The following is a 20556-nucleotide window of genomic DNA, read 5'->3' on the forward strand; positions in this document are numbered from 1 at the left end:
CATCGACCGGCGGCACCTTGAAGCACTGGCCTCAGCCTGTGTTCTGCACGCCCTGGGCGACGCCGTTGACGCAGGCCACCAGCGCCCGCAGCAGGTCTTCGTCCTCGCCCTCGGTGGCGCGCCAGCGCTGTAGCAGGTCCACCTGCAGCACGCTGATCGGGTCGATGTAGGGATTGCGCAGGCGGATCGACAAGGCCAGCCGCGGATCGTGCTGCAGCAGCGAGGTTTGCCCGGTCAGCGTCTTCACCCAGCCCTTGGTCAGTGCCAGCTCGTCGCGGATGCGCGGGAAGAAGCGCTCGTGCAGCGGCCCGGACAGGCGCGAGAACATCTCGGCGATGTTGAGGTCGCCCTTGGACAGGACCATGGCGATGTCGTCGAGGAAGGTGCGGAAGAACGGCCAGTCGGCGGCCATCGCGCGCAGCGCGTCCTCGTGGCCGGCGTCCACCGCCGCCTGCAGGCCGCTGCCCACGCCGTACCAGCCCGGAATCACCGCGCGCGCCTGGCTCCAGGCGAACACCCAGGGAATCGCACGCAGGTTGGACAGCGCCGCATCCTGGCCGAGCCGCCGCGACGGCCGCGAACCCAGGGTCATGCGCTCGATCACGTCGATGGGCGTGGCCAGGCGGAAATAGCGCATGAACTCGCCATCGCCGACGAAGCCGCGGTACGCCTGGCTGCTGTGCTCGGCGACCAGGTCCATCACCGGCCGCCAACCGTCCTCGCGCGCGTCGGCCGCACGCGGGCGCAGGCTCGACAGCAGCACCGCGCCGGTCATCTGCTCCAGCGAGCGCAGCGCCAGCGCACGGATGCCGTACTTGCGGTGGATCACCTCGCCCTGCTCGGTGACCCGCAGGCGTCCGTCGACGCTGCCGCGCGGCGCCGCCTCCAGCGCGCGCGTGGTCTTGCCGCCGCCGCGCACGATCGAGCCGCCGCGGCCGTGGAAGAAGGTCAGGCGGATGCCCAATTCGGCCGCCGCCTCCAGCAGTTCCACTTGCGCGCGCTGCAAGCCCCAGCGCGAAGCGGCGATGCCGCCGTCCTTGCCGCTGTCGGAATAGCCGAGCATCACCATCTGCACGTCGTCGCGCGCGGCCAGGTGGCGGCGGTAGACCGGATCAGCCAGCAGGTCGCGCAAGGTCGCGGTGCCGCCGCGCAGATCATCCACGGTCTCGAACAGCGGCACGATGTCCAGCGGCACCGCGCCGTCGTCATCGACCAGGCCGCCGCGGCGCGCCAGCGCCAGCACGGTCAGCACGTCGGCGCGGTCGTGCGCCATCGAGATGATGTAGCTGCCCAGCGCGTCGGCGCCGTGCCGCGCGCGCGCATCGGCGAGCGCGGCGAACACCGCGTCCAGCCGCGCATTGCCTTCGTCGTCGGCGGCCGGCAGTTTCTGCTCGCCGCCGGCATAAGGACCGAGCAGGCGCGCGCGCTCCTCCACCGCCCGCGCGTCCCAGTCCTGCGTGTCCAACGCGGCGGCGACCGCGCGCGCGTGCACGCTGGACTCCTGGCGCACGTCCAGCCGCGCCAGGTGGAAACCGAAGCTGCGCACCCGCCACAGCAGGCGCCGCACCGCGAACCAGCCGGCGTGCAGGCCCTTGTTGGCCTGCAGGCTGTCCAGGATCAACTGCAGGTCGCTTTCCAGTTCGGCCGGGGCGGCATAGGCACCCGGCGCGTCGTCCAGGGTCGCCTGCAGGCGCGCGCGCATCAGGTCGTTGAGCAACCGGTAGGGCATGTCGCCGTGGCGCGGCCGCGAGCGCGCGGCGGCCTCCGGCAGCAGCTGCCGGTAACGCTCCAGTTGCTCCAGCAGCGGTGCGCTGACCGCGACCAGGGTGGTCGACTGGCTGAGCAGGCTGGCCAGTTGCCACAGTTCCTTCAGATAACGCTCCAGCACCGCGCGCCGCTGCGCGTCGAGGGTGGCGGTGATGGTGGCGGCATCCACATTGGGGTTGCCGTCCATGTCGCCGCCGACCCAGGTGCCGAAACGCAGCAGCCGCGGCAGGGTCAGCGCCTGCCCGTAGGTCTCCTCGATGGCGTGCTCCAGGGTCTCGTACATCACCGGGATCACCCGGTACAGCACCTGGGTCAGGTAGAAGCCGACGTGCTCGCGCTCGTCCTCCACGGTGGGACGCACCGGCGAGGAATCGGCGGTCTGCCACGAGGCGGTCAGCGCCATGCGGAAACGCGCCGCGTCGGTGGCGCGCTCGCCAGGCGTGCGCAGGCCGTCGAGGTTGTCGACCAGGCTGGCCACCATCAACTGTTCCTTCTCCAGCAGCGCGCGCCGCACCGCCTCGGTCGGGTGCGCGGTGAACACCGGCTCGACGTCGATGCGCGGCAGCCAGTCGCGCAGCTCCTCGAGGCCGACGCCCTGCGCCTTGAGCCGGCGCAAGGCGTCGTGCAGACCGTCCGGCTGCGGCGTATCGGCACTGCTGCGCTGGTAGTCGCGGCGGCGGCGGATGCGGTGCACGCGCTCGGCGATGTTGACCACCTGGAAGTAGGTGCTGAAGGCGCGCACCAGCGCTTCGGCGTCGCGCGGTGCGCGGCCGGCGAGTTGCTCGCTCAGCGAGGACAGCGGCGCGGCACGCTCACGGCGGGCGATCGCGGTGGTGCGGATGCGTTCGATCTCGTCCAGGAACTGCGCCGAGACCTGTTCGGCGAGCAGGTCGCCCACCAGGGCGCCGAGGCGGCGCACGTCGTCGCGTAGGGGAAGGTCGGGCGTGGCGAAGACGATACTGCTGCGGGACTCGTTCATCGGGAAACGCATGGCTCGGCAGTGGGGGCGCCGCAAGCCTAACCGAAAAGGGATCGCGTTCCCGTCGGCCGCGGCGACGGTTTCAAAGCGAACCATTTGCACCGCACGGCAGTGCCCTGTGCCACGGCTGCACGAAAACGTGCGGCCGTGGCACAGGCACGACTCAGCGCGACACAGCGCCTGCCGCGGCCGGCAAGGACGTCGGCGTGGGCGCCGGCCCCAGATAGGTGCGCAGCCAGCGCTCGCTCTCGGCCAGCATCTGCAGCACCGATTCGCGCGCGCGGTAGGCATGCGCCTCGTTGGGCAGCATCACCAGCCGCGCAGTGCCGCCGTTGCCCTTGATCGCCGCGTACATGCGCTCGCTCTGGATCGGAAAGGTGCCGGAGTTGTTGTCCTCGGCACCGTGGATCAGCAGCAGCGGATCCTTGATCCGGTCGGCGTAGTTGAACGGCGACATGGCCTGGTACACCGGCTGCGCCTGCCAATAGGTGCGCTCCTCGGACTGGAAGCCGAACGGCGTCAGCGAGCGGTTGTAGGCGCCGCTGCGGGCGATGCCGGCCTTGAACAGGCGCGTGTGCGCGAGCAGGTTGGCAGTCATGAAGGCGCCGTAGGAATGCCCGCCGATGGCGATGCGATCGCGATCGGCGACGCCGCGCCGCACCACCTCGTCCACCGCCGCCTGCGCATCGGCGACCAGTTGCTCGACATAGGTGTCGTTGGGTTCGCGCGCACCCTCGCCGACGATCGACATCGATGGGTCGTTGAGCACCGCATAGCCCAGCGCCAGGAACGCCTGCGGCCCCCAGTAGCCGATCGCATTGAACCGATACGGCGAATCGGTGACCTGGCTGGCGGCGTCGGCGGATTTGAACTCGCCCGGATAGGCCCACATCAGCATCGGCAGCGGGCCGTCGCGCTTGACGTCGTAGCCCGGCGGCAGCAGCAGGGTCGCGGTCAGTTCCACGCCGTCCTTGCGCCGGTAGCGGATCTGCTCCTTGTGCACGTCGCGCAACTGCGGCGTGGGATGGGTGAAGCGGGTCAACGCCACCGGCTCGGCGTTCGCGCTGTCGAGCCGATAGAAATTGCGCGGCTCCTGCGGCGTCTCGCGGGTGATCAGCAGGCGCTGACCGCTGTCGTCGAGCAGAGCCTGCGGCACCGCGTAGTACGGCGCCTGCGACTGGAACAGGCGGGTGCTTTTCCGCGTGTCCAGATCGTAGCGGTCCAGGAACGGCCGATCGCCCTGCGGCGAAGCGCCTTCGCCGCGCAGGAACAGGCTGTGGCCATCGGCGGCGATCAACAGGCGCGGGTTGCCGGCGGCATCGCGCTCCGTCACCGGCGTGCCGGGATCTGCGTAGCGGTCCTCCTGCGAACGCTGCGCCAGTAGCTGCGGCGCCTGCGCGGGATGGTCCGGGGCTACGCGCCACTGCTTGGTCTGCCGCGTCTTCCACCAGAACTCGTCGATCAGGGCCAGATCGCCGCGGCCCCAGGCAATGCCGGCAAAGCGCGACTGCAGGCGCGCCAGCGTCACCGGCGGCGCCTTGAACGGCGCCGCCTGCATCATCACCGCGTCGCGCACGGCCGCTTCGCGCGCCGGGTCGCCGCCGTCCTGGGCTTCCGCCCAGACCAGGGTGGCCGGCGCGTCGCTGCGCCAGTCGATGTCGCGCACGCCGGTGCGCACCGCATCGTTGCCGGTCGGCAGGCCTTCCACCAGCGGCAGCTGCGCCAGCGTGTGCACCGGCTTGCCGGCGCGGTCGAGCACCTCGATGGTGCGCGGGAAGCCACTGGCCGGCACCAGGTAGGAGAACGGCCGCTGCAGGCGCTGCGCCAGTAGATAGCGGCCGTCCGGCGACGGCGCCAGCGACAGGTACAGGTCCGGGTTGGCGATGCGCTGCACCTGCCCGTCGACATCGACCAGCGCCGGCTGCGCGCGCAGTTGATCGTCGAACTGGCGCGCGTCGGCCTCGTTCTTCAGCAGGTCCTGATAGGTGCGCAAGGCGGTGGCGCCACCGCCCGCGGTCTGCTGCACCGCCGGCCCGGTCGGCACTGCATCGGCGGGCGGCGCCGCGCCCTGCTCCTGCGGCTGCAGCAGCACCAGCAACTGGCGGCTGTCGGGCATCCATGCGTAACCGTCGCCGGACACCGTGTTCAGCCGCTCGGCGATCCGCCGCGCTCGCTGCGCGGCGATGTCCACCACCCACAGCTCGTTGGCGCCGTTGCGTGCGTCGACCCGGTTGAAGGCCAGATGACGCTGGTCCGGCGCCCAGGCCATGCCGGCGATCGACAGCGGCGACGGCAGGCCGTCGATGCGCAACTCGCTGCCGTCGGCGATGCGCAGCAACCACAGTTTGTCGCCGAAGACGAACCGGCTCTGCGAGCGGGTGCGCGGATGGATGCGCAGCCCGGCGAGCTTGAGTTCCGGCTGGGCGACCTGGGCGATGCCGGGCAGCGCGGGGAGCTGCAGCATCGCCGCCAGATCGCGCCGCGGGCTCAGCGACAGTTGCGGCGGCCGCGGTGCGTCGACAATGGCCTGCAGCGGCGCCGACGGCAGTTGATAGCCGCTGTCGGCTGGATCGGCGGTGGCCGCCGCCGCAGGTGCCGAGGCCGCGTTGGCGGCGGCGCTGCCGGCGGCGGCCAGGGCCGCGCACAGCAGGCCGCAGACCGGCCTGGCGACGCGGCGGCGCCCGCGCACTGTGATCTGGTTCATCTCTCCCCTCTCCTTCCCATCGAACGAACCGACGACGGTAGCAGGGCCGGCGTCGGGCGCCCCCTGTCGATGGTTGGGCCTGGGCGTGTCCTCCATGTTCTGACCGCGTGTTCAAGCGCCACACGCAGCAGCCGCTATAATCGGTTACCCCTTGCGCCGAGGGGCGCTGCGACCGGATCGAGACCGGATTCTCCGTCTCCAGATCCGGCCAGGCTCGGCGCGAGGCTTGAGCGACAACGGCGCCCGGACTTCGCGAGTTTCTCGCCATTGACCGGAGCTTTATCGATGAACGCTGCACTCAAGCGCTTTTCCACCGAGGGCGACTACAAGGTCGCCGACATTTCCCTGGCCGATTGGGGCCGCAAGGAACTGGACATCGCCGAGCACGAGATGCCGGGCCTGATGTCGATCCGCCGCCAGTACGCCACCGCCAAGCCGCTGGCCGGGGTGCGTGTCACCGGCTCGCTGCACATGACCATCCAGACCGCGGTGCTGATCGAGACGCTGAAGGACATCGGCGCCGACGTGCGCTGGGCCTCGTGCAACATCTTCTCCACCCAGGATCACGCCGCCGCGGCGATCGCCGCCACCGGCACCCCCGTGTTCGCCTGGAAGGGCGAGACCCTGGAGGAATACTGGGACTGCACCCTCGACGCGCTGACCTTCACCCTGCCCGACGGCACCCAGACCGGCCCGGAACTGGTGGTGGACGACGGCGGTGACGTGACCCTGCTGATCCACAAGGGCTACGAGCTGGAGAACGGCTCCAAGTGGGTCGACGAACCGGCCTCCTCGCACGAGGAGCAGGTGATCAAGAACCTGCTCAAGCGCGTGGCGGTGGAGCGCCCGGGCTACTGGACCCGCGTGGTCAAGGACTGGAAGGGCGTCTCCGAAGAGACCACCACCGGCGTGCACCGCCTGTACCAGCTGGCCGAGGCCGGCACCCTGCTGATCCCGGCGATCAACGTCAACGACTCGGTGACCAAGAGCAAGTTCGACAACCTGTACGGCTGCCGCGAGTCGCTGGCCGACGGCCTCAAGCGCGCGATGGACGTGATGCTGGCCGGCAAGGTCGCGGTGGTGTGCGGCTACGGCGACGTCGGCAAGGGCTCGGCGCACAGCCTGCGCGCCTACGGCGCCCGCGTCATCGTCACCGAGATCGACCCGATCTGCGCGCTGCAGGCGGCGATGGAAGGCTTCGAGGTCAACACCGTCGAGGACACCCTCGGCCAGGCCGACATCTACGTCACCACCACCGGCAACAAGGACATCATCCGCATCGAGCACCTGACGCAGATGAAGGACCAGGCCATCGTCTGCAACATCGGCCACTTCGACAACGAGATCCAGGTTGAGGCGCTGTACAAGCTGCCGGGCGTGCAGAAGATCAACATCAAGCCGCAGGTGGACAAGTTCGTGCTGCCCAACGGCAATGCGATCTTCCTGCTGGCCGAAGGCCGCCTGGTCAACCTGGGCTGCGCCACCGGCCACCCCAGCTTCGTGATGTCCAACAGCTTCGCCAACCAGACCCTGGCGCAGATCGACCTGTGGCAGAACAAGGACAGCTACGAGAAGCAGGTATACCGCCTGCCGAAGAAGCTGGACGAGGAAGTGGCGCGCCTGCACCTGGAGAAGATCGGCGTGAAGCTGACCAAGCTCACCGACGCGCAGGCCGCCTACCTGGGCGTGCCGGTCGACGGCCCGTTCAAGCCGGAGCACTACCGCTACTGAGCCGTTGGCAAGACATCGCCATGCAGACAAGAACGGGCGCCGCGAGGCGCCCGTTTTTTGTGCGGTCGGTGCTGCGAGCGCATGGTCGGGAGGCTAGGAACATGCTCGGGAGGCTAGGAATTCGTATCGAGCGAAAACTGCCGGCATCGCTGAGCCAATCCCTGCTCCAAACGGACTTTCCGGCAAGCTGACCGAAGGCGGCTGTCCGGCCAGGCCGCCTGTACCACACCTGTGCTACATTGATTCCACACCAATCGCCTGGAGCTCCCCATGAGCACCACCACCATCCGCCTGCCGGACGCGCTCAAGGCCCGCATCGCCAAGGCTGCGGAAGCGGCCGGCACCACGTCGCACAACTTCATCCTGGAAGCCATTGCCGAGAAGGCCGAGCTGGCCGAGCGGCGCGTCGACTTCCATGCAGAGGCCGAGCGCCGTTGGGGCCAATTCCTCGAGACCGGCGAGAGCATTCCCTGGGACGAGATGCGTCGTTATCTGATGGAACGCATTGAGGGCAAGGACACTCCCCCTCCCGTCCCCCGCAAGTTCGCGAAATAGCATGGCGCACGTCGAGTTCCTGCCATCTGTCAACGAGGACCTACGGCGCATCATCGGCCATCTGGAACAACACGAAGCCGAACATATCCAAGAGCGTCTGAGCGAGATCGTCAGCGCATCGAACGTGCTGACGGACAATCCGCTGATCGGCCGGCTGACGCGCCATGATGTGCGTGAACTGGTCATTGGCCAAGGCGCTCACGGATATATTGCCCTCTACCGATACGTGGTTGCGCTGGATACCGTCTTTGTCCTGGCGATCCGCGCGCAACGCGAGGCAGGCTATGCACGCGATGCCTAACATCAAGGCCGGCGCGCCAACCTGATCGATGCGATGCTGACAGGGACATGGGCGCGCGAAGCCCCACCCCGACTGATTTGCTACAACTGCGCCCCCTCGCGCCTGCTAGCGCGGCACTTCGCTGCCGGAAGATGAAATGCTGAGTGACTCCCGCAGCAAACTGGCGATCGCGAAGCCAATCGCACCGTGCTTGGTCGTGGCACGAGCGTCGACCAGACCAAGCACGATGCGGCGCGGCTGCAGGCGCGGTTCGCCCATGACACCAACGGTATCGACCGGTATCGCATCGGCATGGACACGCAGGCGCCAAAGGTGACATGGCCCCACTGCAGATTCCGCAACGCACACACCGGACATCGCCATCTAGTGCCTGAGACGGCGCAAGTCTTTCAGATCCTGCGCTCGCCAGCCGGCACGTACACCGAAATCTGGATGCGGCTGCGCGCGTGATACGGCGCACGTGCCCAGTCGCTCCAGCGCGCCTCACGACGTAGGCCGGCGATCTGCGCCATCAGGTCCAGCTCCGATGGCCACACGTAGCGGCGGCGCTCGCTGAAGATGCGCGTGCCGGACTCACCCAGCACCACCACGCGCTGGTCGATGCGTTGCTGCAGCGGATCGGGCTGCGAGCACACCAGCATCACCGCCGCGCCGTCGCCGTCGGTATCCGGCACGTCCAGCACCTGACTGACCTTGCCGCCGCCGTCGAACACCTCTGCGCCCGGCACCGCGGTCTGGATCAGCAGGCGCCCGTCGGGCGCCAGGCAGCGCGCCGCGTTGACCATGCAACGCAGTTGTTCGGCCTGGGTCAACAGATAGCCGAACGCCGCCACCGCATAGATCAGGCCGAACGGCCCGGACACCGGCATGTCGGCGAAGTCGGCGCAGACCAGTTGCAGACGTTCGCTGCCGGGTTTGGCGCGCAAGGCCTCGAGCATCGCCGGCGCGTTGTCGATGCCGGTGACCGGCACATCGCGATGCGCGAGCGACAAGCCGAGGCGGCCGGTGCCGATGCCCAGTTCCAGTGCCGCACGGCCCGCGGCCAGCTCGGCGAGGACACCGACGCACTGCTGCGTGACGACGTCGGGCCAGCGATCGTAGAACCGGTCGTAGATCGCGGCCAGGCGGTCGTAGTCGTGGGTCACGGGCATCCGTAGCCACTCGTTGCCGAAGTGGCGCGACGATAGCACGCACTGATGCGACGGGATGGCGCGTCGCACAGGGCAACGCCGTGCATGGCAGGCGCTGCAATGAACGGCGGTTGCGTGCAATACACGGCACGGCGCCGCAGATGACAGGCGCATTGCAGTTGGCCGCGCTTCAGTCTTTCGCTTGCGTCGCCACACCCAAGCAGGGATGCTTTTCCCGCGTCTGTCACGGTGACAGACGCGACAACCGCAACAGATTCCCCGTTCAATCAGGAGTATCGCCATGAAACGCCTTTTTGATTCGCTGTCGCGCTGGGTGCAGAGCCTCGGCGGCCGCAAGCTCGGCTACATCTACACCTACTGACCTTCCCGCCACCGTCGTGTGGCGTGCCTGTGCGAGAGGGGGCAATCGTCCGCCCTCTCGCGGCGCTTCTTTTCGCCCGGCCACGCGCTTCGTTCGCCATGCGACACATGCCAGCTTCCGTCTCGCGGCGCGTCACCATGCGGATCTTCGCGTGACCGAAGCGCAGCGACTGCCACCAGGGCCGCGCGGGCACTGGGCGTTCGGCAATCGGCAGGCCTTCGCTGCCGATCCCCTGGAATTCCTGCAACGCAGCGCACGCGAGCATGGCGACGTAGTGCAGATCGCCGAGCGCACCTATCTGATCGCGGCACCGGCTGCCATTGCCACGGTGCTCGGCGACGACGGCAGCCTCTATGCCAAATCGGATCCGGATCCGCGTGCGCGCCGCGCCGCATTCCCGGGATCGGTGATGAACAGCGAGGGCGAGGCCTGGCGGCACAAGCGCCAGGCACTGCAGCCCGCGTTCCGCGCCAGCCTGGTGCGCGACTACGCCGGGCAAGCGCTCGCTGCCACGCAAGCGTTGTTGCAAGCGCGCAATGACAGCGTCCACGCCCAGGATCTGCGCCTGACGATGACGGCGCTTTGTGCGCAACTGGGCGCCGGTTTCCTGCTCGGCGACACCGCACACGCGCCAGCACTGCTGCGAATGCTGCCGATGGTCGATGCGATCCTGCAGCAGACGCGCACGCCATCGGCGGCACCGGCCTGGTGGCCGAGCGCCGGCAAGCGGCAACTGCGTACCGCACGCAGCGAACTGGACAACGCGCTGACGCAGATCCTGGCGTCGCCGCGTTCAGCAGGCACAGGCGCCTCGGTACTGGAGCTGCTGCAGCGCGACGATCCGCAGGGCCAGGGCGATTGGTGCCGCGACGAAGCGGCGGCGATGCTGATGTCGGCGCTGGAGCCGATGGCGGCCGGCCTGACCTGGACGCTGCTGCTGCTGGCCCAGCATCCCTCGATCGCGCAGGCGGTGGCGGAGGAAGCCGATGCCCTGCCCGGCCTCGACAGCGCGTCCGCCACGGCCTGCGACGACGCGCTGGTCGAACGCCTGCCGCTGGCGCGCGCCTGCGTGAAGGAAGCCATGCGCCTGTATCCGCCGGCGTGGATGACCGCGCGCATCGCCCAACGCGACACCACGCTGGAGGGCTTCGCGGTGCCACGCGGCACCCAGTTGGTCATCAGCCAATGGGTGGTGCAGCGCGATCCGCGCCACTTCGCCGCGCCGGACCGCTTCATGCCGGCACGCTGGCTGGACGCCGCACATGCGCCGGCGCGCTACACCTACTTCCCTTTCGGCGGTGGCCCGCGCAGTTGCATCGGCAGCCAACTGGCGCTGGTGCAGATGACCGTGGTCGTGGCCGGCCTGCTGCGCGAGCGCACGCTGCAGCTGGCCGCGGATGCGCAGCCGCGGCCGTATCCGGCGCTGGTGCTGCGTCCGCTCGATGTCCGCATCGCCCTGCGCCCGCGCACGGCAGCCCCGCCTCGCCAGTCGCCTATCGCGACGGCGCCACTCGCTCCCACACCGTAAGCCCCGCATGGCTGATCCCGCCGCCTTCGCCAAGACCCGGGAATATCCCAACCGCTTTTTCGATTCGGCCGCCTGGAACGCGCTGGCCTTCCGCGACGGCGACATCGTCATTGCCAGCTACGCCAAGGCCGGCACCACCTGGCTGCAGCAGATCGTCGCGCAGTTGTTGTTCGAGGGCGCGGCGGACGTCGACGTATCGGCGATCTCGCCATGGTTGGACGGCGTGTACCCGGACCGCGCCAGCAAGCTCGCGCTGCTGCAGGCGCAGACCCACCGGCGCTTCATCAAGACCCATTTGCCGGCCGATGCATTGGCGGTCAGCGATCGCGCCAAGTATCTGTACATCGGCCGCGATGGCCGCGACATCGCGCTCAGTCTGTACGACCACCAATGCGCGGTCAGCCAGGATGCGCAGGCGCGGCTGGACGCCGGCGCGGCCGAACCCGGCAAGCTGCGCGTGGTGCCGCCGCCGAGCCTGCCGGTGGACGCCTACGTGGCGCATTGGCTGGCCCAAGACGGTGCACCGTTCTGGCCGTTCTGGGAAGGCGTGCGCAGCTGGTGGCAGCAGCGCGCGCAGCCCAATGTGCTGCTGGTGCACTACGCCGACCTGCTGGAGGATCTGCCCGCACAGGTGCGGCGCATCGCCACGTTCCTGGAGATCCCGGTACGCGAGGCGGCCTGGCAGACGATCCTGGCGCACTGCCGATTCGGCTACATGCGCCAACACGCCGCACGCTACGTGCCGCAGGGCGCCGGACTGTGGCGCGAGGGCGGCAAGGCCTTCTTCAACCAGGGCCGCAGCGGCCGCTGGCGCACGCTGTTGCCGGCGGCCGTCGCCACCGACTATGAGGCGCGCGCGCAGGCAGAGCTGGGCCGCGAGGCCGCGCAGTGGCTGGCGCAGGGCGCAGGGGCGTCCGCATGAGCCTGCGCATCATCGGCGCCGGCCTCGGCCGCACCGGTACCCTGTCGCTGAAAGTGGCGCTGGAGCATCTGGGCCTGGGCCGCTGCTATCACGCCATGGAACTGGCCGCGAACCTGCGCCAGGCCTTGCCGCTGTGGGACGCGGCGATCGACGGGCAGGCGGATTGGGAAGCGCTGTTCGCAGGCTACACCGCCACCGTCGATTATCCCGGCTGCTGCTTCTGGCCCGAACTGGTCGCACGCTATCCGCAGGCCCGGGTGATCCTGACCGTGCGCGATGCCGATGCCTGGTTCGATTCGGTGCGCAGCACCATCTTCGCCAGCGACGGCAGCGTGCCGGCCTTGTTCGGCCCCGATGGCCAACGTCTGAGTCAGTTCCTGCGCCGTGGGTTCGCCACGCGCATCGACGATCGCGGCTTCATGACCGACTATTTCCACCGCTGGAACCAGGCCGTCATCGCCAACGTACCGGCACATCGCCTGCTGGTACTCGACACCGACGCGCAGAGCGGCTGGGAACCGCTGTGCGCCTTCCTCGGCGTGCCGGTGCCGGCACAGCCGTATCCGCGCGTGCATGCGCGCGGCAGCAACGGCGCGCAAGCGCGCCCGCTACCGAGCGGACCAGCACAACGCGAACAACGCCTGCGCGCCTACCTGGACCGGCTCGCCGTGGAGGCGTTCGCGCCGTCCGTCGACGGCTGATCGCCACCCGGCTACAGCGAGAAATTGCGCTTGATGGTGAACGACCAGGCGCCGTCGATCGGATTGGTGACATGCACCCGGCCGTCGCCATCCGGTACGCCAGTGGTGTAGCGGCGGTAGACCCCGGCGCTGTTCCAGGCCCGCGAATAGGCCAGCCCGAACTCGGTGCCGCGCCAGGTGCGGCTCAGGCCTACGCGCGCGTCGGTCCAGCCGTAGTCGGCGAAGTTGCGCACGTGCTGATGGCCCGCATGCATGCTCGCCTGCCAGTCCGACGCCAGCGGTAGCGTGGCGTCCAGCGCCAGATAGCTGGAGCCGCGCGAGTGCTGGCCCTGGCCGACGCCCAGCGTGGCACTGTTGTAGCCGAAGTAGTCGCGCGTCCAGGTGCTGGCATAGGACAGCTCCACCGTCCGCCAGTGCCCGGCGACGATGGCTTCGCCGTAGTCGTAGCGGGTGCCGCTGGCGCTCATGCGCGCGCCGGGATACGCGTAGTGGTAGACGCCGGCGCGCCAGCCCCAGTCGCCATGGCTGGCCGCATAGCCGGCATACACGTCCCACTCCACGTGCCCGCCTTCGATGAAGTACGAACTCACGCCCGACGCCCAGGTGCCGGCATACCAGCCGCTGTCGGCGGCCACGTCCAGCCCGCCCTGCAGCACCGGCCGGCCCCAGCTCTGCTCGAAACCGCGCGAGACGTAGTTCGAGGTCGCCGCCAGATTGGCGCTGGCGGTCCCGGCCCAGGCCGGTGCAGCGGCGCCCAACGCGAGCAGGAGCACTCCCGTGCGCACGGCCCTCACGACGCCAGCTCCAGCCGCGTCCGGCCCGAGGTCCCCAGGCCGCCCGGCGATGGTGCCGCGAGCTTGAACAACGCCACCGCGCGCTGCAGTTCCTCGGCTTGCTCCTCCATCGCCCGCGCCGCCGCGGTGGCCTCCTCGACCAGCGCGGCGTTCTGCTGGGTCACCTCGTCCATCTGCACGATGGTCTTGCCGACCTGTTCGATGCCGGCGCTCTGTTCCTGCGAAGCGGCGGCGATCTCGCTCATGATGTCGGTGACCCGACGCACGCTGGCCACCACCTCGCGCATGGTGTCGCCGGCGCCGTTCACCAACGCGGTGCCGTCGTCGATCTTCCCGACCGAGGTATCGATCAGGCCCTTGATCTCGTGCGCCGCGGTCGCCGACCGCTGCGCCAGCGCGCGCACCTCGCTCGCCACCACCGCGAAGCCGCGCCCCTGCTCGCCGGCGCGCGCGGCTTCCACCGCGGCGTTGAGCGCCAGGATATTGGTCTGGAAGGCGATGCCGTCGATCACACCGATGATCTCGGCCATCTTCTTCGACGCGGCGGCAATGCCGGTCATGGTCTCCACCACCTGCTCGACCACTGCGCCGCCACGCGACGCCACACCGGCGGTGTCCTGCGCCAGGCGATTGGCCTGGTGCGCATGCTCGGCGTTCTGCTTCACCGTGGAGGTCAGCTCCTCCATCGAGGCCGCGGTCTCTTCCAGATTCGCCGCCTGCTGCTCGGTACGACGCGACAGGTCGTCATTGCCGGCCGCGATCTCGCCGGCGGCGGTGTTGATCGCGGTGGTGGCCTGCTGGATGCGACCGACGATGCCGGTCAGCTGCTCCACGGTGGCATTGGCATCGTCGCGCATCTGCGCGAACACGCCATGGAATTCGCCGTGCATGCGCGCGGTGAGGTCGCCCTGCGCCACGGCGCGCAACAGCGCCGACAAGGCCGAGAGATTGCCTTCGGTCAGCTCCATCAGCCGGTTCAGCCCGACCACCATGCCGCGGAAGTCGTACTGGAAGCGTTCGGCATCGCCGCGCCGGGAGAAATCGCCGGAGGCCGCGGCCTGTGCCAGTTCGGTGATGGCCTGGTTGATCGCCTGCAGGCTGTGCTTGGTGGTGCGCATCGCCTCGGTGATCGCCGCCTTCTCGCCCGGCAGCGGTTCCATGTCCACCTGCATGTTGCCGATCGCGTACTGCGACATCACCTCGACCAGGCGCCGCTGCACGTCCACGTGCGCGGCGACCAGCGCGTTGGTGCCGTGGACCATGCGCCCGTATTCGCCGGGGAAGCGCTCGGCGTCCATCCGGTAACTCATCTCGCCGGCGTCGTGGCGCTGCGCCATCTCCGCCTGGGCCTGCATCACCGCCTGCAACTGCGTCTGCATGCTGCCCATCGCATCCAGCAGCTGGCCCAGTTCGTCGTCGCGACGGTGGCGGACCTGGCTGTCCAGGCGCCCGGCGGCGACCGCCGAGGACACGCGCACCGCCTCGGCCAGCGGATCGAGCACCTGCCGGCGCAGCAACAGGTACAGCGCACCGCTCAGCAACAACGCCGAGAGCAGGCCGACCGCGGCGATGGTCCACAACAGCGCACGCGCCTTGGCCATGACCAGCGCATACGGCACCGAGATGCCCAGCGCGAACGCCTGCGGCGCATCGCCGATCTTCAGCGGCACGAACACGTTCAATGCATCCTCGCCGTCGGCGCGGCGATGGTCGAATACCACCTCGCCCTTGGCCACGCGCGCGAGCATGTCCTTGGACCAGGCGTCGTTGCGGGTCTTGCCGACCTGCTGCGGATCGCGGCTGGCCATCACCATGCCCAACGGCGACAGCAGGCTGGCGTAGCCCTCGCCCATCGGCCGCAGCGCGGCGATGCGCTGCTGCAGCGTATCCAGGGTGAAGTCGACGGTAACCACACCTAGGAAGCGGCCGTTCTCCAGGATCGGCGTGGCCAGCGTGGTCATCAACGTGTCCTTGCCGGCCACCGGGTAGTAGTACGGCTCGATCACCACCGGCTTGTGCGTATTGCGCGCCAGCAGGTACCAGTCGCCGTCGCCCGGCTTCTCGTAGTCGCGCAGCGCCTCGCGCACCAGCTTGCCGTTCTGCCGCGACCACCAGGTCATGTAGCGGCCGGTGGCATCGTGGCCCTCGGCACCGACGAAGGCCTTGTCGTTGCCGTCGAACGCGTCCGGCTCCCACATCGTGCTGATGCCCAGCCATTGCGGATGCGCGTCGAGCTGGCTGCGCAACACCGCGGTGGCGGTGGCACGCGACAGGCCAGCGGCGTGCTGCACGCGGAAGCTGTTGGCCAGCGCATCGCTGGCGTCGAAGGCAACACCGATCTCGCGCGACACGCGCTGCGCTTCCAGTTGCGCCAGGTTCTCGATGCTGGTGCGCGAGGTCGACAGCAATGCATCGCTGCTGCGCCAGTAGATGATCATCGCGGTCAGGCCGAAACAGGCGAGCGCGAGCAGGCCGGTACCCAGCATCAGGCGTTTGGCGACGCTGCCGCGACGGCGATGCGGCGACGGAGTGGACATGAGGGCTTCCTTGGCGGGGAGAGGGAATACGGTCGCGGGGAACGCGCCACGCGGCAGCTCACCGCAGCGCGCGGCGCGAGCGCGCCGTGTCCGTTGCCGATGATCTGCCCGGGACGCCTTCCCCATCGGGCCACGACGCGCGGCCGGGCATCACGTCCCGGCGCGGCTGCATGGCGGCCCACCCCATCGCTATCGTCCCGTCGCCCGCAAACTTGATGGCCATCCCGCGCCAGGCCGATGAACGGACGGGTGTTCGCGTTCAAAGCGGCCGATCGCGCGTGGTTTTCTCCTGTATGCATGCGCCAGTGAACAGCCGCGCGCACTGGTGCAGCACTGCGTGTCGGCATGCACAAGCGCGACGGCATGAGGGACGAGCCATGCGGATACCGGCGAGGTACGCGCGGTATGCGAGCAAGCCGCACGCGAACGGACGGCGCCCCCGGTGCGGCCACGGCAGCCCGGTGTTGCTGCCGGCACGACGGTGCATCGACAATGGCCCGTACAAGGAGAGAGGCCATGCACCCTGCCCGCGACAGCTGGACGTCCATCTGCGACACGGTTGCGCCCGAAGACCACGACCTGGGCGACGACGTTGCGCTCGCCGTGGAGGCGCCGGCGCGCTATCTGCAGCGGTTCGAAGAATCGCTGTTCGAGCGCGGCATCGAAGAGCCCCATCAGGTCACTCCGTGGCTAGCCCTGGTCGACGGGTTGATCGCCCGGCGCTTGTGCACCGAGGTGGATTGGAAAGTGGACGCCGCCGACCTCGCCCACGCGCTGGGCGAACTGCGGCCCCTGGCGGGCATGCGGAACGTGCTGTCGCCACTGGCCGCATCGCAGACACGCAACGAAGAGGCGCTGACGCTCGCGGCGCGCTGCCTGCACGCGCAGGGCATGGCACTGATCCATCTCGACATCGACAGCGACAGCTATCCGTTGCTGGTCGTCCCTGTGGACCGGGGCGAGGCGACGCGGCGGATGGCCGAAGCGTTGGGCGAACGCGCCGCCGCCCTGTAAGCCGCGACGCGCGTATCGCCGTCGCACGCATCTTCCGGCGTGCTGGGCATCGACACGTGCGAGCCGGGCTTACGGCCGCCAGTTGGCGTTGTATTCCCAGAACGCCACGCTGCGTCGATAGGCGTCGCGATCCAACGGAACGCCGGAGCCACCCTCCTCCACGCCCAGCGCATTGCGCAGCATGGTGATCGGCGCCATCGGGATCTCCTGCGGCTCGGCGGTGTACAGGCAACCGACCACGCCCCAGTCCGCCTCGATCGGCGCGCCCTCGTGGGCGAGTTGTTCGCGGCTGTAGAGGATGGGCAGCAGGTACTCCGCCACCGGCGGCTCGACCCCTTCGAACCAGCGCACCAGTACCGGCAGTTCCTCGCGACTGCGCGCCTCGTAGCCGGAACGCAGCAGGCGCCGGTTGGCGTCGGTGATCGGCACGGTCAGGCAGCGCGTCGAGGTCCAGTTGCGGTGCACGTGCAACTTGCAGAATGGCGCGTAGCCGTCGAGCACCTGCAGCGGCGCGTGCGCGTTGAGATGCTGCTCGAACTGTTCCGGCGTGCAGTCCTGGATCGCATTGCGGCGGCCATCGCGCGGGAACAGGCGCGTGCGGGCGAACGGCGTGAGGACGATGGACATGGCGGACTTGGCGAACGAGGGCGGACAAGCGTAGCGCGCGGCACGGCCGGTGCCCACCGTGCCGCCAGATCCCGATGCGTATCTGGCGCATCAGCCTCAGCATGGGAAACCAGGATAGGAGCGGCTTCAGCCGCGACGGGCGTTACCGGCAATGCCGTCGCGGCTGAAGCCGCTCCTACGGATGCTACGCACCACGCTTCCGGTTAGGGATGCGCCAAGGCGTAATCGATCGCCGCGCGCACCGCCGCCGCCTGCGCGGCATTGCACTGCTCCGGCGTCGCGCTGGCGCTGTCCGGGTATACCTCGGTGGTGGTGGTGTAGCGCGCGTCGGTGATGCCCGCGCACAGGCCCAGCCGCTTCACCGGATAGTTGATGACACCCGGCGCGGCCAGCGGCGTGCCGATCAGTTCGCCGGCAGCATCGGCCGGTGCGATATGGGTGACCTGCGCCACCGCGGCCAGCACCGCCTGCTGGAACGCCGGCTGCGGATTCTCGCTGTCGCCGACCAGGTAGAACCCGTCGGGAATGCCGCCCGGCTCGTAGGCGATGCCATCGCGCGCGGCCAGCGCCGGACGGAACTCGGACTCGTCGCTGTCGGTGGTCTCGTGCAGGTCGATGTGCATGCGCACCCGATCGCGCAGCGGCGCCACCAGGCGCAGCAGCGCGGCCGACTCCTGCGCCGGGCTGTCGGCGCGGAACGAACGGTTGGGATCCAGCGCATCGGCGTTCCAGCGGTGAATGCGTTCGTACGCCCACGGGCTCACGCACGGCGCCACCAGCACGTTGGCGCGGCCGGCATACGCGTCGGCATGCTGCTGCGCGAACTGCAGCGCGCCATGCACGCCGCTGGTCTCGTAGCCATGCACGCCGCCGGTAACCAGCATGCACGGCGAGGCGTCGTCCCAGTTGCGGCTGCGCAAGGCCAGCAGCGGATAACGCTCCTGCGCATACGCCAGTTCCCCGTACGCGACCACCTCCCACTGCCCGCGCAGGCCTTCGATGGCGGCGACTACCTCGTCCTGGTAGCTGCGCCGGCTTGGCTGTGTAGCCAGCCAAGCCGCCTTCTCGGCGGGGCCCCAGGGCACGCCGGGGGTTCCGATCGGATAGAAGGCTGCGCTGGTCATGGTGCGGCTCCGCGTCGACAGGTGAGGGCGGCGACTGTAGCAAAGCGCATGGGCCGCGATGCGACATGTGCCGCGAATGCAGCGTTCGTGGTGCTCCCATGCGGAAGCGGAAACAGATCCCGCTTTCGCGCGCTGTCGCCATGAATACGTATGTAGCGCGCGCATGTTGCGCCGCGATGCGCGCTTAGCATCCTCCCGCCGCATGCCAGCCCCGCGGCGACGTCACGCCCCTGTCCTGCAGGCGTTCCTGCCTGCGCCCACGCAACGAGGAGATCGAACGATGCGCGTCCCATCCGCCGCTGCAAATCGTCTGCTGCGCCTGCATCGCTGGCGCAGCCTGCTGGTCGGCCTGCTGCTGCTCCTGGCCACCGCCAGCGCCCAGGCCGACGTCATCCTGCATGCCTTCAACTGGCCGTACGCCACCGTGGAAGCGCGCGCCGCGCAGATCGCCGCCGCCGGCTACCGCAAGGTGCTGGTGGCGCCGGCCTACCGCTCGCAGGGCGACGCCTGGTGGGCGCGCTACCAGCCGCAGGACATGCGCCTGATCGACAACCCGCTCGGCGACACCGACGCCTTCGCCAGCATGGTGCAGGCTCTGAAGGCGGTGGGCGTGGAGACCTATGCCGACGTGGTGCTCAACCACATGGCAAACGAAGCGGCCACGCGCTCGGACCTGAACTACCCGGGCAGCGCGGTTCTCGGCCAGTACGCCGCCAATCCGCAGCGCTATGCGTCGCTGCGGCTGTTCGGCGACCTCTCGCAGAACTTCCTCAGCGCCAGCGATTTCGGCCCGGCGCAATGCATCACCAACTACAACGACCCCTACCAGGTGCGCACCTACCGCATCTGCGGCGGCGGCAACGATCCCGGCCTGCCGGACCTGGTCGGCAACGACTGGGTGGTGCAGCAGCAGCGCAACTATCTGCTGGCGCTGAAGGCACTGGGCGTGACCGGCTTCCGCATCGATGCGGCCAAGCACATGACCTTCGACCATTTGAACAAGGTGCTCGATGCGCAGGTGCGCTCCGGCGTGCTGGTGTTCGGCGAAGTCATCACCGGCGGCGGCAGCGGCAATTCCGACTACGACCAGTTCCTGGCGCCGTACCTGCAGGCCACCCCGCACGCGGCCTACGACTTCCCCTTGTTCAACTCGGTGCGCAACGCCTTCGCCTATGGCGGCAGCATGGACCAGCTGGTGGACCCGGGCGCCTACGGCCAGGCGCTGCCCGGCGCACGTGCGGTGACCTTCGCCATCACCCACGACATCCCCAACAACGCCGGCTTCCGCTACGCGATCATGGACCCGGTCGACGAGACCCTGGCCTACGCCTACCTGCTCGGCCGCGACGGCGGCGTGCCGATGGTGTACTCGGACAACAACGAGAGCGGCGACAACCGCTGGGTCAACGCTTACCAGCGCGACGACCTCAAGCGCATGGTCGGCTTCCACAACGCCGCGCAGGGCCGCGACATGCAGGTACTGGCGCACGGCGCCTGCTACCTGCTGTTCCGCCGCGGCGACCTGGGCATCGTCGGCATCAACAAGTGCGGCACTACCGTCACCGCCGCCGTACCGATGAACGGCAGCGTGCTGCGCTGGAACGTCGACTACACCGATGCGCTGGGCTCCGGCAGCGTGGTGCGCATTTCCAGCGGCAGCTACACCTTCAGCCTGCCGCCGCGGCAGGCGCGGATGTGGAAGCGCTGAGCCTGCGAGCGGACGCGGCGCGCCCACCGGCGCGCCGCAAGGGGGCTGCGTC

16 protein-coding genes and 1 riboswitch are annotated in these 20556 nt (G+C 69.1%); of the genes, 8 read left to right on the forward strand and 8 right to left on the reverse strand.

The window, feature by feature from the left end; all coding sequences use genetic code 11:
* Positions 1-31 precede the first annotated feature (31 nt).
* Both ppc and QN245_RS17505 read right to left on the reverse strand, forming a co-directional pair.
* Positions 32-2746 (reverse strand): phosphoenolpyruvate carboxylase, encoded by a 2715-nt coding sequence (ppc, locus tag QN245_RS17500; protein ID WP_317843765.1) that lies wholly within the window; start codon positions 2744-2746, stop codon positions 32-34.
* 163 nt (positions 2747-2909) lie between these two features.
* Positions 2910-5450: a S9 family peptidase gene (locus QN245_RS17505; RefSeq protein ID WP_317843766.1), complete on the reverse strand. Its 2541-nt coding sequence runs from the start codon at positions 5448-5450 to the stop codon at positions 2910-2912.
* A 152-nt stretch (positions 5451-5602) separates the two neighbouring features.
* Positions 5603-5702, forward strand: a riboswitch (S-adenosyl-L-homocysteine riboswitch).
* 33 nt (positions 5703-5735) lie between these two features.
* On the opposite strand from QN245_RS17505, the gene ahcY reads away from it, so the two are divergent.
* From ahcY to QN245_RS17520, 3 genes are all read left to right on the forward strand, one after another.
* The gene (gene ahcY, locus QN245_RS17510) at positions 5736-7181 is read left to right on the forward strand and encodes an adenosylhomocysteinase (protein ID WP_160957428.1); all 1446 of its coding nucleotides are present in this window, start codon (positions 5736-5738) and stop codon (positions 7179-7181) included.
* A 270-nt stretch (positions 7182-7451) separates the two neighbouring features.
* Positions 7452-7736, forward strand: coding sequence for a CopG family ribbon-helix-helix protein (locus QN245_RS17515; protein WP_160966673.1), 285 nt, complete (start codon positions 7452-7454; stop codon positions 7734-7736).
* Between the two features lies 1 nt (position 7737).
* Positions 7738-8037 (forward strand): type II toxin-antitoxin system RelE/ParE family toxin, encoded by a 300-nt coding sequence (locus QN245_RS17520; RefSeq protein ID WP_160957430.1) that lies wholly within the window; start codon positions 7738-7740, stop codon positions 8035-8037.
* Between the two features lie 105 nt (positions 8038-8142).
* Here QN245_RS17520 and QN245_RS17525 read toward each other — a convergent pair whose 3' ends face one another.
* Both QN245_RS17525 and QN245_RS17530 read right to left on the reverse strand, forming a co-directional pair.
* Positions 8143-8400: a hypothetical protein gene (locus tag QN245_RS17525; protein ID WP_184448355.1), complete on the reverse strand. Its 258-nt coding sequence runs from the start codon at positions 8398-8400 to the stop codon at positions 8143-8145.
* 26 nt (positions 8401-8426) lie between these two features.
* Positions 8427-9188, reverse strand: coding sequence for a class I SAM-dependent methyltransferase (locus QN245_RS17530; RefSeq protein ID WP_317843767.1), 762 nt, complete (start codon positions 9186-9188; stop codon positions 8427-8429).
* 512 nt (positions 9189-9700) lie between these two features.
* Here QN245_RS17530 and QN245_RS17535 point away from each other — a divergent pair.
* The 3 genes from QN245_RS17535 to QN245_RS17545 are packed head-to-tail and all read left to right on the forward strand — an operon-like array spanning position 9701 to position 12700.
* On the forward strand, positions 9701-11077 hold the full coding sequence (locus tag QN245_RS17535; RefSeq protein ID WP_317843768.1) for a cytochrome P450: 1377 nt from the start codon (positions 9701-9703) through the stop codon (positions 11075-11077).
* Positions 11078-11084: 7 nt separating this feature from the next.
* Positions 11085-11999: a sulfotransferase domain-containing protein gene (locus tag QN245_RS17540; RefSeq protein WP_317843769.1), complete on the forward strand. Its 915-nt coding sequence runs from the start codon at positions 11085-11087 to the stop codon at positions 11997-11999.
* On the forward strand, positions 11996-12700 hold the full coding sequence (locus tag QN245_RS17545) for a sulfotransferase family protein (protein WP_317843770.1): 705 nt from the start codon (positions 11996-11998) through the stop codon (positions 12698-12700). Before QN245_RS17540 ends, QN245_RS17545 begins: the two co-directional genes overlap by 4 nt.
* A gap of 11 nt (positions 12701-12711) precedes the next feature.
* On the opposite strand, the gene QN245_RS17550 is transcribed toward QN245_RS17545, so the two are convergent.
* Together QN245_RS17550 and QN245_RS17555 are read right to left on the reverse strand one after the other, a co-directional pair.
* Positions 12712-13473 carry a TorF family putative porin gene (locus QN245_RS17550; RefSeq protein ID WP_317843771.1) on the reverse strand — a complete coding sequence of 254 codons (762 nt, stop codon included), beginning with the start codon at positions 13471-13473 and terminating at the stop codon, positions 12712-12714.
* Positions 13474-13490: 17 nt separating this feature from the next.
* Positions 13491-16031 (reverse strand): methyl-accepting chemotaxis protein, encoded by a 2541-nt coding sequence (locus QN245_RS17555; protein ID WP_317843772.1) that lies wholly within the window; start codon positions 16029-16031, stop codon positions 13491-13493.
* A 516-nt stretch (positions 16032-16547) separates the two neighbouring features.
* Between QN245_RS17555 and QN245_RS17560 the strand changes: the two genes are divergently transcribed.
* The gene (locus QN245_RS17560; RefSeq protein WP_160966659.1) at positions 16548-17045 is read left to right on the forward strand and encodes a DUF6630 family protein; all 498 of its coding nucleotides are present in this window, start codon (positions 16548-16550) and stop codon (positions 17043-17045) included.
* Between the two features lie 69 nt (positions 17046-17114).
* Here the strand turns inward: QN245_RS17560 and QN245_RS17565 are convergent, their stop codons facing one another.
* A complete protein-coding gene (locus QN245_RS17565) occupies positions 17115-17672 on the reverse strand; it encodes a DUF3228 family protein (RefSeq protein ID WP_160966657.1) in 558 nt (185 codons plus the stop codon).
* 203 nt (positions 17673-17875) lie between these two features.
* Entirely contained in the window at positions 17876-18796 is a 921-nt protein-coding gene (locus QN245_RS17570; RefSeq protein WP_317843773.1) for a M14 family metallopeptidase, read from the reverse strand.
* A gap of 337 nt (positions 18797-19133) precedes the next feature.
* Between QN245_RS17570 and QN245_RS17575 the strand changes: the two genes are divergently transcribed.
* Entirely contained in the window at positions 19134-20504 is a 1371-nt protein-coding gene (locus QN245_RS17575) for an alpha-amylase family protein (protein WP_202394649.1), read from the forward strand.
* The last annotated feature ends 52 nt before the right edge of the window (positions 20505-20556 follow it).

Source organism: Xanthomonas rydalmerensis, from assembly GCF_033170385.1.
GTDB classification, from domain to species: domain Bacteria; phylum Pseudomonadota; class Gammaproteobacteria; order Xanthomonadales; family Xanthomonadaceae; genus Xanthomonas_A; species Xanthomonas_A rydalmerensis.

What these genes read in the sequence shown, in the direction of transcription:
- ppc (WP_317843765.1), bottom strand. Translation starts at nt 2,746, where the DNA reads ATGAACGAGTCCCGCAGCAGTATCGTCTTCGCCACGCCCGACCTTCCC.
- QN245_RS17505 (WP_317843766.1), bottom strand. Translation starts at nt 5,450, where the DNA reads ATGAACCAGATCACAGTGCGCGGGCGCCGCCGCGTCGCCAGGCCGGTC.
- ahcY (WP_160957428.1), top strand. Translation starts at nt 5,736, where the DNA reads ATGAACGCTGCACTCAAGCGCTTTTCCACCGAGGGCGACTACAAGGTC.
- QN245_RS17515 (WP_160966673.1), top strand. Translation starts at nt 7,452, where the DNA reads ATGAGCACCACCACCATCCGCCTGCCGGACGCGCTCAAGGCCCGCATC.
- QN245_RS17520 (WP_160957430.1), top strand. Translation starts at nt 7,738, where the DNA reads ATGGCGCACGTCGAGTTCCTGCCATCTGTCAACGAGGACCTACGGCGC.
- QN245_RS17525 (WP_184448355.1), bottom strand. Translation starts at nt 8,400, where the DNA reads ATGGCGATGTCCGGTGTGTGCGTTGCGGAATCTGCAGTGGGGCCATGT.
- QN245_RS17530 (WP_317843767.1), bottom strand. Translation starts at nt 9,188, where the DNA reads ATGCCCGTGACCCACGACTACGACCGCCTGGCCGCGATCTACGACCGG.
- QN245_RS17540 (WP_317843769.1), top strand. Translation starts at nt 11,085, where the DNA reads ATGGCTGATCCCGCCGCCTTCGCCAAGACCCGGGAATATCCCAACCGC.
- QN245_RS17545 (WP_317843770.1), top strand. Translation starts at nt 11,996, where the DNA reads ATGAGCCTGCGCATCATCGGCGCCGGCCTCGGCCGCACCGGTACCCTG.
- QN245_RS17555 (WP_317843772.1), bottom strand. Translation starts at nt 16,031, where the DNA reads ATGTCCACTCCGTCGCCGCATCGCCGTCGCGGCAGCGTCGCCAAACGC.
- QN245_RS17560 (WP_160966659.1), top strand. Translation starts at nt 16,548, where the DNA reads ATGCACCCTGCCCGCGACAGCTGGACGTCCATCTGCGACACGGTTGCG.
- QN245_RS17565 (WP_160966657.1), bottom strand. Translation starts at nt 17,672, where the DNA reads ATGTCCATCGTCCTCACGCCGTTCGCCCGCACGCGCCTGTTCCCGCGC.
- QN245_RS17570 (WP_317843773.1), bottom strand. Translation starts at nt 18,796, where the DNA reads ATGACCAGCGCAGCCTTCTATCCGATCGGAACCCCCGGCGTGCCCTGG.